Origin of the sequence: Glycomyces sp. L485, assembly GCF_022548875.1 — a bacterium.
Lineage (GTDB): Bacteria > Actinomycetota > Actinomycetes > Mycobacteriales > Micromonosporaceae > Glycomyces.
The window spans coordinates 42,385-56,186 of sequence record NZ_JAKZEW010000013.1; the positions used below are offsets into that span (position 1 = coordinate 42,385).

Sequence of the window (13,802 nt, forward strand, 5' to 3'; positions counted from 1 at the left end):
ACCTATCGAGTCTAGGTCGTGCGCGGCCGGGCACATCCGGCACCCTGCCGCGCAGCAAACTGCCGCACAGCGCGGTGATCGAGGCGTCGTGTGGTTTCGAGCTCACCGCAGACTCACCGCGAGAACGTGGCGTCGGCAACCGCCGATGCGGAATCGTTACCGACGGGCAGGCAACCTCGGACGGCCGTGACCGCGTCGGCGCGTCACATGGATTCGCCTGCGCGCCAGAGCCTCGGGCTTCTCGCGCACCGGTCCTGGGCACCCGCCGACAGGCCCTGTGACCTGCGGATGGCGCGACACGGCTAATCAGGGACCAGAGGCCCCTTCAGAATGCCTCGATCGTGGTCTATGATTGTGCTCACTGGTTCGGAACGGGTTTCCTGGTTTCCTTTCTGTTTCCTTGCTAATAACGAGTCGGTGGGTGTTCCGACTTGTGGTGGTGTTCTCGGACCAGTGCCGGGCCCCGGGCGAAAGTCCGGGGCCCGATTTCGTCGTCAGCGGACCCCGGCGACCTCCCCATGCCATGCGCGCCAGAGCTCGGCGTAATGCCCGTCGCGGGCGATGAGCTCGTCATGACTGCCAAGCTCTGCCACGAGACCGCCTTCCACGACCGCGATCCGTTCGGCGTCGTGAGCGGTGTGGAGCCGGTGGGCGATCGCGATGACGGCGCGGCCCTCCAATACCGCGCCCAGTGCCCGCTCGGTGTCGCGGGCGGCGCGCGGGTCGAGCATCGCGGTCGCCTCGTCGAGGATCACCACGTCCGGGTCGGCGAGGATGATGCGCGCCAAGGCGATCTGCTGCGCCGAGGCCGCGTCGAGCTCACGCGCGGTGCCCCCCAGCCGCGTGTCGAGGCCGTCGGGCAGCTCGAAGGCCCAGTCCGCGCCGACGGCCGCCAGCGCCGACTCCAGTTCGGTGTCGCGCGCATCGGCCCGGGCGAGGATCAGGTTGTCGCGCAGGGACGCGGTGAACACGTGGTGCTCCTGAGTGACCAGGGTGACGCGTCGGCGCCGCTCGTCGAGCCCGAGCGCGGCGACGTCGACCCCGCCGATCGTCACGGTGCCCTCACGCGGGACGTCGGCCCCCGAGACCAGGCGCGCCAGCGTCGACTTGCCGGCCCCGGAGGGACCGACCACGGCGAGCCGTTGACCGGCCGGGACGGTGAGGTTCACGCCGTGAAGGACGTCGCCGCCGGTCGGATAGGCGTAGCGGACCTCGCGCAGCTCGACCGTCCCGTCGGCGGGGCGCTCGGCGGTGGCGCCGTCCTCGGCGTTTTCGGCTGCGGCGACCCCTTCGACGCGGGCCAGGGCGGCGAGACCGCGCTGGAGGCGCTCGACCCACATGAGGATGTGGTCGATGGGGAACATGATCTGACGGGTGAGCACGGCGCAGCTGGCGACCATGCCGAGGCTGACCGAGCCCTGGAAGTAAAGGCCTCCGCCGATGAGCAGGACCGCGGCGGTCGGCAGCGCATAGGTGGCGTCGAGGAACGGGAAGAAGACGCTGCGCAGGTAGAGGGTGTAGCGGGTGGCGCGCCAGTGCCCGGCGACGGAGTCGTCGCCGACGCGGCGGCGTCGGTCTTCGAGACGGTAGGCATCGGTGGTGCGGGCTCCGTCGGCCGACGCGCCGATGGTGTCGCCGATCTTCGACTCGGCCTCGCGCTCGGCGAGGTAGCCGTGTCGGGCGCGCTTGAGGTACCAGCGGGTGCCGTAGGCGATCGGAGGGAAGGCCACGAGCATGCAGGCGGCGAGCAGCGGACTGACCCACAGCATCGCGCCGAGGTAGACGAGGACCTTGAGCATGGAGACGGTGACTTGCGGGACGCCTTCGCGGAACAGACCGCCGGCTTCGGGGACGTCCGCCGAGGACCGGGTCATGAGGTCGCCCGAGCCGGCCTGCTCGACGACGGGCATGGGCAGCCGCAGGCAACGGTCGACGAACTGCTCGCGCATGCGCGCCGAGAGCTGCTCCCCCAACCGGTGGGAGACATAGGTTCCGGCCCAGGTGAAGACGACGACGGCGACGACCGCGGCTCCGATGCCGAGGGCGAGCCGGTCGACACCGGAGGCGCCGCCGCCAGCGGCGAGGTCGTCGATGATCTCGCCCAGCAGCAGCGGGGCGACGGCGGCCGCGGCGGCACCGAGCAGGTGCAGGCCGACGGCGAGGCCGACCCGGCGCTTCTCGGACAGCAGCAGCGCCACGAAGGCGCGGCGGACCTCCGCGCGCTCGGCGACGGGCAGCTGCCCGCCCTTCGAGGCCGGTGGGGTTTGGGTCTCGGCGTTCACTGTTCCTCCCGGGTGACCAGGGCGCGGTAGTCGGGACACTGGGCGGTCAGCTCCAGGTGGGTCCCGGTGGCGGCGATCCGGCCGTCTCGGATGAACGCGACGCGGTCGGCGCGGCCGAGCCACAGCGGCGAGGTGGTGGCCACGGCGGTCGACTTGCCGGTGCGGGCGGTGGCGAGACGCTCGACGATGCGGGCTTCGGTGTGGGAGTCGACCGCTGAGGTCGGCTCGTGGAGCAGCAGGGCCTCGGGGTCGGCCGCGATGGCGCGGGCGAGGCGCAGCCGCTGGCGTTGCCCGCCGGAGAGCGTGCGGATCTGGTTGTCTACTTCAGTGTCGAGCCCTTCGGGGAGGGCCTCGACGACGTCTGCGGCCGAGGCGGCTTCGACGGCCTTCTCGACGCGGGCGGCGCCGTCGCGGGCGGCGACGACGTCGGCGACGGTGCCCGCGAAAAGGTAGGAGTCGTGTTCGGCGACGAGCACGCGGCGGCGCAGCTCGTCGCGGTCCATGCGGGCGACGGGCACCTCGCCGAAGCGCGCTTCGGAGTCGGTGTAGCCCCCGAGCCGGTCGAATGCGTCGGCGACGCGGTCGGTGTCGGCCGCGGCGACGGCGAGCAGCTCACCTCCTTCGACGGTGAGACCGGAGTCGGGGTCGTGGAGCTCGGCTCCGGCCTGCGGCCCCGCCTGTGGCCGATCAGGGGCGGGCCGGAGCGGTACGCCCAGCAGCTTGCAGACCTTCCCGCAGGCCACGCGGGCCTCGATGATGCGGTAGGCGGTGCCGATCAGCCAGTGGACGGGTAGGAGGAGCGCCCCGGTGTAGCCGAACGCGGAGACCATCTGGCCGGGACTGATCTCGCCGGAGGCGACGAGCCGGCCGGAGATCCAGACGACGAGGCCGAGCAGGATCGCAGGGGTGCCCTCGCCGAGGGCGTTGAGCCATGCGACGGGGCCGGCGACCTTGTAGCCGGCCTCGCGCAGCTCCTCTGAGTCGCGCCGGTAGGAGGCGCTGAAGCGCCGTTCGCCGCCGATGCCGCGCAGCACGCGCAGTCCAGAGACGATGTCCGAGGCGCGGTCGGTGATGTCGCCGACCCTCTCGCGGTAGGTCTCCTGGCGCTTTTGGAGCCGCGTGAGCACCGGGCCGGTGATGAGGCCGACGATGAACACGCCGCCGAAGATGGTCAGTCCCAGCGAGACTGAGGTGTTGAACAGCAGGACGCCGACGGCGACGAGGCCGACGACGCAGCCGACGGCGGGCGACAGCGAGTCGACCCCCTCGGCGATGCGGCGGATGTCGGTGGCGCCGACGCTGACGACCTCGCCGGTGGTGACCTTGCGGCGCAGGTCGTCGCCGAGCCGGTTGACCTTCCGGGTGGCGAGCTGGAGTGTGCGGTAGGCGGCGTCCATGCGCCAGTAGACCGTCAGGCGGTGGGACCAGACGATCGCGCCCGCCGTGGCGAAGCCGGCGAGGACCAGGCCGGCGCACCAGGCGGCGAGGGCTCCCCAGTCGCCTCGCGCCAAACCGTGGTCGACCGCTCCGGTGAGGAAGTATGGCAGCAACGGCAGCGCGCCGAGGGCGAGCGCGGAGGCGGTGAGGGCCGACAACGCGAGGCCCTTGCGGCGGGTGGCGAGCCAGACGAAGTACTTCCAGGGTGTCAGGGGGACCGGGGACGCGGTGGTGCCCGTCGTGCCGTCAGGGTGGAGCGGGTCTTCGAGCGGGAGTTCGGGAGCGCGGAGGAACCTCACTAGTCGACCGTAAAGTAGGCCTCCGGCATCCGGCAATCGATTAAGTCGCGGACGACTCGGCGGTCCCGTGCCAGCTTTGCCAGAGTCGGGCGTAGGCGCCATCGCGGGCGAGGAGCTCTTCGTGGCTGCCCAGCTCGGCGACCTCGCCACCGTCGACGACCGCGATGCGGTCGGCGTCGTGAGCGGTGTGGAGCCGGTGGGCGATGCCGATCACAGTACGTCCTTCGAGGACGGCCGCGAGGGCCCGTTCGGTGTCGCGGGCGGCGCGCGGGTCGAGCATCGCGGTGGCCTCGTCGAGGATCACCACGTCCGGGTCGGCGAGGATGATGCGCGCCAAGGCGATCTGCTGCGCCGAGGCCGCGTCGAGCTCGCGTGCGGTGCCGCCGAGCTCGACGTCGAGGTCGTCCGCCCAGGTGGCGCCGACGGTGGCCAGCGCGTCCCGCAGTTCGGCGTCGGTGGCGTCGCGTTCGGCGAGGGCGAGGTTCTCGCGCAGCGTGGCGGTGAAGACGTGGTGCTCCTGGGTGACGAGGGTGACGTGCCTGCGGCGGACCTCGAGCGGCATGGACGCGACGTCGACGCCGCCGAGCGCGACCGAGCCCGATCCCGGCGGGTCGATGCCGGCGATGAGGCGCGCGAGGGTGGACTTGCCGGCGCCGGAGGGTCCGACGACGGCCAGCCGCTCCCCTGCGGGGACGGCGAGGTCGACACCGTGGAGGACCTCTCCCCCGGTGGGGTAGGTGAAGCGGACGTCCCGAAGGACGACGTCGCCGCCGGTCGGCGCCCGGCCGCTCTGGACGGGCTCGTCGGACTCGGTTTGCCCGACGCCTTCGACGCGGGCGAGCGAGGCGAGGCCGCGCTGGACCCGCTCGATGGTCATGAGCAGGTTGTTGAGCGGGGCCATGGCCTGGCGGCTGAGCACGGCGCAGGCGGAAACGGCGCCGAGGCTGACCGCGCCGTCGAAGTACAGGACCGCGCCGACAAGGAGGACACCCGCGGTGGGCAGGACATAGGAGCTCTCCAGGCCGAGGAAGTACACGCTGCGCAGGAACAGCGTGTATCGCGTCGCTCCCCAGTGAGCGGCTATGGCCTCGTCTCCGGTCCGGCGGCGGTGCCTGGTGAGTTCGAACAGTTCGGCGGTGCGGGCGCCGTCGGAGCTGGCGGCCAGGGTCTCGCCCATTCTGGACTCGGCGCGGCGTTCGTCGATGTAGCCGGAGCGGGCGCGTTTGAGGTACCAGCGGGCGCCGATGGAGATCGAGGGGGCGGCCAGCAGGACGGTGAGCGCGAGGACAGGGCTGGTCCAGGCCATGGCGCCGATGTAGACGAGCGAGGTCAGGATCGCGGTGGTGACCCAGGGCGCGGTATCGCGCAGGAGGCTCCCTGCCTCGGGGACGTCGACGGTGGACCTGGTGGTGAGGTCGCCGGACCCGGCCTGCTCGGCGACGTGCGGAGGCAGGCGGAGGCAGCGGTCGATGAAGCGCTCACGCAGTCTGACCGAGAGCAGCTCGCCGATCTGGTTGAGCGTGTAGCCGGCCGCCCAGGTCAGTATGAGGGCGGCTAGGAGCGCCGCGGCCAGGCCGAGGGCGAGCCGGTCGATGTCGCCGACTGAAGCGCCGGCCGACAGGTCGTCGATCATGCGGCCCATGAGCAGCGGGGCGGCGGTGGAGGCCCCGGCGGCGGCCACGTGCAGCACGACGCCCGTGATGACACGACGGCGCTCGGCGCCGAGCAGGGAGAAGAACGCGCGGCGGACCCGGCGGCCCTCGGCGACCGGCAGTTCGATCGTCATGGCAGCTCCCTGGAGACGAGTGCCCGGTAGTCGGGGTTGGAGGTCATGAGTTCGGCGTGGGTGCCGGCGGCTTTGACCTTGCCGTCCTGGACGAAGGCGACCGAGTCGGCGCGGCCGAGCCACAGCGGCGAGGTGGTCGCGACCGCGGTGGTGAGGCCGCCGCGGAGCGCGGCGACGCGCTCGACGATGCGGGACTCGGTGTGGGAGTCGACCGCGGAGGTCGGCTCGTGGGCGAGCAGCACGTCGGGGTCGGCCGCGAGCGCTCGCGCCAGGCGCAGCCGCTGGCGCTGGCCGCCGGACAGGGTCCGGATCTGGTTGCTGACCTCGGTGTCGAGGCCGTCGGGGAGGGCGTCCACGATGTCCTCGGCGCTGGCGGCCTCGACCGCCGCTCGGACGCGTTCGGGTCCGCGGCGGCCGGCGATGACGGCGCTGAGCGTGCCGGCGAACAGGAACGCGTCGTGGTCGGCGACGAGCACTCGGGGCCGCAGCTCGTCGGGGTCGATGCGGTCCACCGGTACGTCGCCGAAGACCGCCTCGCCCGGTGCGAGCCCGGCGAGTCGGTCGAACAGCTCGGTGACGGCCCCTGCGTCGGCCGAGGCGACGGCGGTGAGGCCGGGTCGCAAGGCGAGTCCGGAGTCGGGGTCGGCAAGGGGCGCACCGGCCTGGGGCCCGGGGACGGTGTCGGTGCGTCGCGGCGGGTCGGGCAGGTTGAGCAGGTCGCAGATCTTGGCGGAGGCGACGTGGCCCTGCATGAGGACCATGGCGGTGCTCATGAGCCAGCCGACCGGCTGGAGCAGCGCGGCGGTGTAGCCGTAGGAGGAGACCATCTGCCCGACGGTGATCTCTCCGGCGCTGACCAGCCGCGCCGAGATCCAGACGACGGCGCCGAGGAGGACCAGCGGTGCGCCCTCGGAGAGCACGTCGATCCAGGCGCCGGGACCGGCGATGCGCAGGCCGGCCCGCTTGAGCGCCTGGGAGTCGCGGCGGTAGGAGTCGTTGAAGGCGTCCTCGCCGCCGACGCCGCGCAGGACCCGCAGGCCCGCGACGATGTCGGAGGCGCGGGTGGTGATGGCGCCGACGCGCCGGCGGTAGGCGCTGTAGCCGCGCTGGAGGCGGCCGAGGAGCGGCCCGGTGAGGACCGCGACGGCGATGACGCCGCCGAAGACGACCGCGCCGAGTTCGACCGAGGTGCTGAACAGCAGGACGGCGACGGCGATGATGCCGGCGGCGCAGCCGACGGTCGGGGCGACGCACTCGACGGACCGCTGGACGGTGCGCATGTCGGTGATGCCGACGCTGACGACGTCCCCTGTGGTCGCGTGGGTGCGCAGGCGGCTGCCGAGTACGCCCACCTTGGCGATGGCGAGCTGCTGGGCGCGGTACGAGGCGTCCTGGCGCCACCAGACGGTCATGCGGTGGTGGACGACGATGCTCACGGCCACCACCGATCCGGCCGCGATGAGGGCGCCGACCCAGGCGGCCAGCGCGCCCCAGTCCCTCTGCGACAGTCCGTCGTCGATGGCGCCGGTGAGGAAGATGGGCATGACCGGGACCAGGCCGAGGGAGAAGACCGCCGAGGTCCAGACCGCGGCGGCGAGGGGTTTGCGGCGCGTGGCGAGCCACCAGAACAGCCGCCACGGGGTGGTGCGGGTCGGCGTCCCGGGGTCGGCGGCGGGGAGGTCGGGGGCGCGGAGGAGCGTCACCGGGTCACCATAGCCGCAGGCGACTACCAAGGCAAACGGTTAACTTCCGGTGCGGCGCTCCTCCTTCAGGGCCGCGAGCGGCCGACCCGTCAGGTGTGCCGCGTGTGAGAGGGCCTGTTCGACCAGGGGCAGGATGTGGTGGTGGGCGGCCGAGTAGTAGACGAACGTCCCTTCGCGACGGGTTGTCACGAGCCCGGCGAGTCGGAGCTTCGCGAGGTGCTGGCTCACGGCGGTCGGCCGGGCGCCGACGAGGTCGGCCAGGCAGGCGACGTTCTCCTCGCCCTGGAGGAGCGCCCACATGAGTTTGAGTCTCGTCGGGTCGGAGAGCATGCGCAGCGCGTCGGCGGCGACCTGCACCTGCTCGTCGTCCGGCATGCTGAAGTCCGACAGCGAATCGTGCATGGCCACAGCCTACCGCGGCTTCATATCTTCGTATCTGCGAAGATACGCTTGTGCGCATGTTGGAGGGAATGTTCAGAGTCCCGGATGTCAGATGGGCCGCCGCCGCGCTGGCCTGGTTCGCCGTCGGCGGCCTCGCCCAGCTGGCAGGCGCGCCACCGTGGCTGTGGATCGGCGCCTACCTGGCCTGCTACGCGACCGGAGGATGGGGACCGGCCTGGGAAGGACTCAGCGCGCTCGCCAAGCCGCGCTTCGAGGTCGACTTGCTCATGGTCATCGCGGCCGTCGCTGCGGCGGCCATAGGCCAGTGGTTCGACGGGGCGCTGCTCATCGTCATCTTCGCGACCTCCGGCGCCCTGGAGGCGGTCCTGACCGAGCGGACCGCAGACTCGGTCCGCTCGCTCCTCGACCTCGCCCCCGAACGCGCGGTCCGCCTCAGCGGAGGAACCGAGGAGGCCGTCGACGCGGCTGACCTCGCCGCCGGAGACGCGGTCCTGGTGCGCCCGGGCGACCGCGTGCCGGCCGACGGCACGGTCACCGCCGGGGAGTCCGAGGTCGACGAGTCGACCCTCACCGGCGAGCCGATGCCGAACCGCAAGGCCCCCGGCTCGACGGTGCTGGCGGGAACGGTCAACGGCACTGGCGCGCTCACCGTCGCCGTCGCCAGGGACCCTTCCGACTCGGTCCTGGCCCGCGTGTCCCGCCAGGTCGAGGAGGCCTCGGAGGCGAAGTCGAGGACCCAGTTGACGATCGAGAAGGTGGAGCAGCCGTACTCCCTCGCGGTCGTCGCGATCACCCTGGCACTCATCGGCCTCCCGCTCGCCTTCGGAGCACAGTTCGAACCGGTGCTGCTGCGAGCCATGACCTTCATGATCGTCGCGAGCCCCTGCGCGATCGTCCTTGCGACGATGCCGCCGCTGCTCGCGGCGGTGGCACTGGCGGGGCGCCGAGGTGTGCTGGTCAAGAGCGCGCTCATGATGGAACGGCTCGCCGAGGTCGAGACGGCGGCGTTCGACAAGACCGGCACGCTCACCACCGGCGCGCCCGAGATCGAACGGATCACGGTCCTCGACGGAGACCAGGCGCGTCTGCGGCGACTGGTGGCCGCCGCGGAGCTCAAGAGCGAGCACCCGATCGGGAGGGTCCTTGCGGCGATCGGTCCGAACGGCGGCGCCGAGTGGTTCGAGGCGCTCCCAGGCAGAGGCGTGAAGGCCGCAGTCGACGGCGTCGAAGTGCAGGTGGGGCACCCGGTCCTCCTGGAGGCCGCCGAGAACTCGGCCGAGGCCGCCGCGACGGTGGCGGACCTCGAATCGAAGGGCATGACCGTGGCGGTGGTCCTGGCCGATGACCGCCCGATCGGCGCGATCGCCCTGACCGACGCGATCAGACCCGAAGCGGCCGAGGCGATCGGCCGACTCGAAACCATTCTCGGCACCGAGACCCGCCTCCTGACGGGCGACAACCGGGTGGCCGCGAACCGGGTCGCCGAAGCGGTCGGCATCGGCGACGCCGAGTCCAAGCTGCTCCCCGGCGACAAGGCGGCGAGACTCGCCGGAACGAGAACCCTCTACTGCGGCGACGGCGTGAACGACGCGCCCGCGCTGGCGGCGTCCCACGTGGGCGCGGCGATGGGCGGCACCGGCTCGGACCTCGCGTTGCAGTCCGCCGACGTGGTCCTGGTCGGCCGACGCCTGACCGCCCTGCCCGCGGCGGTCGCCCTGGCCCGCAGGGCGAGGCGCGTCGCGCGGGCCAACCTGTGCTTCGCCGCGGCCGTGATCGTGGCGCTGTCCGCCTGGGACCTGCTGGGCCACCTGCCGATGGTGCTGGGAGTGGCGGGCCACGAGCTGTCGACGGTGATCGTCGGGCTCAACGGCCTGCGCCTGCTGAGCGGACGCCACTGGAACGAGCGGCGCTCGTCGGCCTCTGACTCCTCACCGGTGGAGCACCTGGAAAAGCCTGACCCAGCGGTCAGGTGACACGAAGCCGACCGGCGCGTCCCGGGCGATTCCGGCCGCAGCGCAGGCGCGGTCGGCGCTCCGGGCCGGATACGCCCGGCGGAGGGAGGCCGCGAGGGAACCGCCCTTGCCGGTGAAGCCGAGGCCGACCAGGCGCCGGTGCTCCCCCGGCGGCCGAGAATGCGGCGGGCGCGCAGACCGCGGGCCCGTCCGTACATGCCGAGGGGCTAGTCGGTCTCCTCGCGGGCGTCGACCGATTTCCGCGAGCGGGTCGGCAGGTGCAGTCGCAGCACCGCCTCGTCGGCCCATTCGGGGATCTCCGAGGGCCTGGAGGCGAGGATCATCGCCGTGAACGCCATCGGTACCGTCCACAGTGCAGGCTGCGAGAGGAGGATGGAGACGACTCCCGGTTCGAGGTCGATGAAGACCGAGGCCAGAGCCGCTCCGGTGGAGGCGCCGGCGCCGATGAGAAGCCCCACGGTCGCCCCGGTCGCGGTGAGGCCGCGCCACCAGATGCCGAGTGCCAGCAGCGGGCAGAACGTCGAGGCCGCCACCGCGAAGGCCCATCCGACGAGGACGTTGATGTCGACGCCCGCGGCAGGCAGCGCCAAGGCGACCGCGAGGCCGGTGCCGGCCGCGACGCCGAGGCGGAGCCGGGGCAGGGAGCCCCCGAACAGGTCGTGGGAGAGGCCGCCGGCGAGGGCGAGCAGGAGCCCCGACGAGGTCGACAGGAAGGCCGCGAAGGCGCCCGCGGCCACCAGCGCGGTGAGGACGGCGCCGACGGCGCCCGGGGCGATCTCGCCGGGGACCAGGACCGTCACGATGTCGGTCTCGGCGGGGTTGGGCGCGACTACCCGGCCGAGGAGCCCGTAGACGATCGGGAAGAGGTAGAACCCGCCGAGCAGCACGATGACGCCGACGGCGACCCGGCGGGCGGCGCGCGCTCCGGCGACGGTGTGGAAGCGCATCACGACGTGCGGCAGCCCCATGGCGCCCAGGGTGGTGGCGACGAGGACCGAGACGGTGGCCAGCACGGGATGCCCGGAACCGTCGAGGTCGAGCAGGGGCCGCATCCATTCGGCGTCGACTTCGGCGGGGTTGATCGCCGCCGCGCGCCGGGCTGGCCCGGCCAGGAAGATCAGGAACAAGGCCGGCACGGCGATGAACGCGAGCTTGACCATGTAGTGGAAGGCCTGGACGTAGGTGGCCGCCCGCATGCCGCCGACGGCGATCGTCGAGGCCACGACCAGTCCGGCGCCGACGACGCCCACCCAGTAGGGGATGCCGCTGACCAGTTCGAGCACGACGCCCGCGGCCTTGAACTGCGGGATGAGGTAGAGCAGCATGATGACCAGGACGACCAGGCCGCACATGCGCCTGAGGCGGGGCGAGCCGAGCCGGTATTCGGCGAAGTCGGGGACGGTGTACGCGCCGCTGCGGCGCATCGGCCCGGCGACGAGCGCGGCCACCAGTACGTAGCCGCCGGTGAAGCCCACGGCGTACCACATCGCGCCGACGCCGTTCTTGACCAAGAGCCCGGCGAGCCCGAGGACGGAGGCGGCCGAGACGTACTCGCCGGCGATGGCCAGGGCGTTCCATCCGGGGACGATGCGCCTGGAGGCCACAAGGAAGTCCGGTGTGGAGCGTGCGGCCCTGACGCCCCAGACGCCGATGACGACGCTGGAGATGAGCACCAGGCTGATCGAGGCGAGGCCGATCATCGAGGGTCGGCCTCAATGCGCTCGGCCCGGCGCACGTGGATCGCGGCGAGCGCGAGCAGGACCGGATAGGGCATGAAGAACAGCACCGCCCAGCCGAGGCGGCCGCCGGCGAGGTCGGCGGCCAGGAGCAGGGCGGTCAGGGCGATACCGAGGAGGGCGACGGTGCGGACGGCGAGGCGCCGCTGACGCCGCAGGGCACGTTCGGCCGCCTCGATGTCGATGGCGGTGGACACGATCGGCGCTCGCCCGGATTGGTGGCTGCCGCGCCGCATCGCGTCGGCCCGGCGGCGCATGGCGAGGCGGGTCTGAGGGCTGGTGACGCGGACCCTTTGACTCATGCGTTCACTCCGATTCGGGGCGGGGCGTTACGAAGCGGCACCCGTGCGGGGTGACGGGCTTGTGGGGTTCACGGCCGGCTCCTGTCCTTGTTCCTCGCAGCCTGGAGGAGTCGCTCGCGCAGCAGCCTGGAGTGGCGGCGGCTGACCGGGACCTCCCCGGCGCCGGTGACGGCGACGAGCCCGGCCGTGGAAGTGACGCGCAGTTCGGTGACGGCGGCCAGATTGACCAGGTAGGAGCGGTGGGCTCGCACGAAGCCGGCCTCGTCCCACACCTGTTCGAGGTAGGTCAGGGACTGGCGCAGCAGATGCGAGTCCTCCCCGCTGTGGAGCCTGACGTAGTCACCGTGGGCTTCGGCGAAGGCGATGTCGTCACGGCGGATGAAGATGGTGCGCCCGGCGAGCTCGACCTGGACGACGGCGAGGTCGTCGGCCTTCTCCCCGGCGGACGCGGGGCCGCTGCGATGGTGGTCGATGCGCGCGACGGCCTCGGCGAGCCGCTCGGCCCGAAACGGTTTGAGGAGGTAATCGACGGCGCCGAGCCCGAACGCCTCGACGGCGTGGTTGTCGTAGGCGGTGACGAAGACGATGGCGGGCGGGTCGGAGAGCCTGGTGAGGATCCGGGCGACGTCCATGCCGTTGAGGCCGGGCATGGCGATGTCGAGGAAGGCCGCGTCGAAGATGCCCGAACCGAGGAGGCGGACGGCTTCGTCGCCGCCGTCTGCGCAGACGACGTCGCCGACGCTCGAGTGCTCGGCGAGCTGGCCGGCGAGCTCGGTGCGGGTGGAGGGCTCGTCTTCGACGACGAGGACACGGAGGCGCTTCATTGGGCGAGGACTCCTCGGGCATAGCGGGGGATGCGGACAGTGGCCTTAGTGCCTGCCCCTTGGGCGGTGTCGAGCAGCAGGCCGTACTCGGGACCGTAGACGGCCCGCAGGCGCCGGTCGACGTTGGCCAGGCCGATGCCGCCGGTGCCGCGCTCGTTGCCGGTGAGGACGGCCTTGGCGTGCTCGGGGTTCATCCCGGCGCCGTCGTCCTCTACCTCGATGACGCACAGGGGGCCCTCGGAGAACCCGCGGACGGCGATGTGGCCGACGCCGGGGCGGGACTCGAAGCCGTGGCGGACGGCGTTCTCGACGATGGGTTGCACGACCAGGAACGGGATGGCGACCGGGAGGACTTCTGGTGCTACCTGGACGGTGATGTCGAGGCGGTCGTCGAAGCGGGCCCGCTGGAGTTCGAGGTACGTCTGGACCGCCTGGAGCTCATCGGCGACGGTGGCGTAGTCGCCGGTGTTCGCGAACGAGTAGCGCAGGTAGTCGGAGAAGTCGGTGAGCAGCTCACGTGCCCGCTCGGGGTCGGTGCGGGTGTGGGCGGAGATCGCGGCCAGGGCGTTGTGCATGAAGTGGGGTGAGATCTGGGCGCGCAGGGTCCGCAGGTCAGCGGCGGCGATGCGCTCGCGGGCCCGGTCGAGGTCGGCGTGGTCTAGGGCGGTGGCGACGAGGCGGGCGGCCTCGGTGAGCTCGGCGTCGGTGACGTCACCGGCGACGATGAGTCCCCCGGCGAGGTCCCCGGAGACGACGAGGGGCGCAGCGCGCAGGGGTGGGTCGGTGACGGTCTCGAGTTCATCGAGGGTCTCGGCGAGGATCTGCGAGGCGGCGGCGGGATCGAACCGGCCCCAGGCGGCGAGGACCCGGTCGCAGTCGGCGAGCGCGACCGCGTCTGCGCCGAGGAGGCGGGCGAGGCGGCGGGCCGCGTCGCCGGCGTGCTTGCCCGCGAGCCCGTCGGCGAGGGCCTCGCCGACCTGGCGTGAGAGCCGCAGGGCGGCCAGCGCCGCCGCATTGGTGCCGCGGCGGCGCAGTTGCTGGTGAGGGGATCTCGCGAT

10 protein-coding genes are annotated in these 13,802 nt (G+C 72.3%); 1 reads left to right on the top strand and 9 read right to left on the bottom strand.

What is annotated here, in order from left to right; translation table 11 throughout:
* Window positions 1–494 precede the first annotated feature (494 nt).
* Genes L0U85_RS09025 through L0U85_RS09045 form a run of 5 tightly spaced genes read right to left on the bottom strand, consistent with a single transcriptional unit; the run spans window position 495 to window position 7,909 of the window.
* A complete protein-coding gene (locus L0U85_RS09025) occupies window positions 495–2,282 on the bottom strand; it encodes an ABC transporter ATP-binding protein (RefSeq protein WP_241377428.1) in 1,788 nt (595 codons plus the stop codon).
* Window positions 2,279–4,018 carry an ABC transporter ATP-binding protein gene (locus L0U85_RS09030; RefSeq protein WP_241377429.1) on the bottom strand — a complete coding sequence of 580 codons (1,740 nt, stop codon included), beginning with the start codon at window positions 4,016–4,018 and terminating at the stop codon, window positions 2,279–2,281. The genes L0U85_RS09025 and L0U85_RS09030 overlap by 4 nt, the downstream gene beginning before the upstream one ends.
* Before the next feature lie 40 nt (window positions 4,019–4,058).
* Window positions 4,059–5,804 (bottom strand): ABC transporter ATP-binding protein, encoded by a 1,746-nt coding sequence (locus L0U85_RS09035; protein WP_241377430.1) that lies wholly within the window; start codon window positions 5,802–5,804, stop codon window positions 4,059–4,061.
* Window positions 5,801–7,507: an ABC transporter ATP-binding protein gene (locus L0U85_RS09040; RefSeq protein WP_241377431.1), complete on the bottom strand. Its 1,707-nt coding sequence runs from the start codon at window positions 7,505–7,507 to the stop codon at window positions 5,801–5,803. The genes L0U85_RS09035 and L0U85_RS09040 overlap by 4 nt, the downstream gene beginning before the upstream one ends.
* 39 nt (window positions 7,508–7,546) lie before the next feature.
* Entirely contained in the window at window positions 7,547–7,909 is a 363-nt protein-coding gene (locus L0U85_RS09045; RefSeq protein WP_241377432.1) for a metalloregulator ArsR/SmtB family transcription factor, read from the bottom strand.
* Between the two features lie 56 nt (window positions 7,910–7,965).
* Between L0U85_RS09045 and L0U85_RS09050 the strand changes: the two genes are divergently transcribed.
* Complete coding sequence (locus L0U85_RS09050; RefSeq protein WP_241377433.1) at window positions 7,966–9,882, top strand: heavy metal translocating P-type ATPase; 1,917 nt, start codon at window positions 7,966–7,968, stop codon at window positions 9,880–9,882.
* Between the two features lie 206 nt (window positions 9,883–10,088).
* Here the strand turns inward: L0U85_RS09050 and L0U85_RS09055 are convergent, their stop codons facing one another.
* From L0U85_RS09055 to L0U85_RS21255, 4 genes are all read right to left on the bottom strand, one after another.
* Complete coding sequence (locus L0U85_RS09055; RefSeq protein ID WP_241377434.1) at window positions 10,089–11,582, bottom strand: cation acetate symporter; 1,494 nt, start codon at window positions 11,580–11,582, stop codon at window positions 10,089–10,091.
* Window positions 11,579–11,920: a hypothetical protein gene (locus L0U85_RS09060; RefSeq protein WP_241377435.1), complete on the bottom strand. Its 342-nt coding sequence runs from the start codon at window positions 11,918–11,920 to the stop codon at window positions 11,579–11,581. Before L0U85_RS09060 ends, L0U85_RS09055 begins: the two co-directional genes overlap by 4 nt.
* A 68-nt stretch (window positions 11,921–11,988) precedes the next feature.
* Window positions 11,989–12,744, bottom strand: coding sequence for a LytTR family DNA-binding domain-containing protein (locus L0U85_RS09065; RefSeq protein ID WP_241377436.1), 756 nt, complete (start codon window positions 12,742–12,744; stop codon window positions 11,989–11,991).
* Window positions 12,741–13,739 carry a histidine kinase gene (locus tag L0U85_RS21255; RefSeq protein WP_347177406.1) on the bottom strand — a complete coding sequence of 333 codons (999 nt, stop codon included), beginning with the start codon at window positions 13,737–13,739 and terminating at the stop codon, window positions 12,741–12,743. Before L0U85_RS21255 ends, L0U85_RS09065 begins: the two co-directional genes overlap by 4 nt.
* Window positions 13,740–13,802 lie beyond the last annotated feature (63 nt).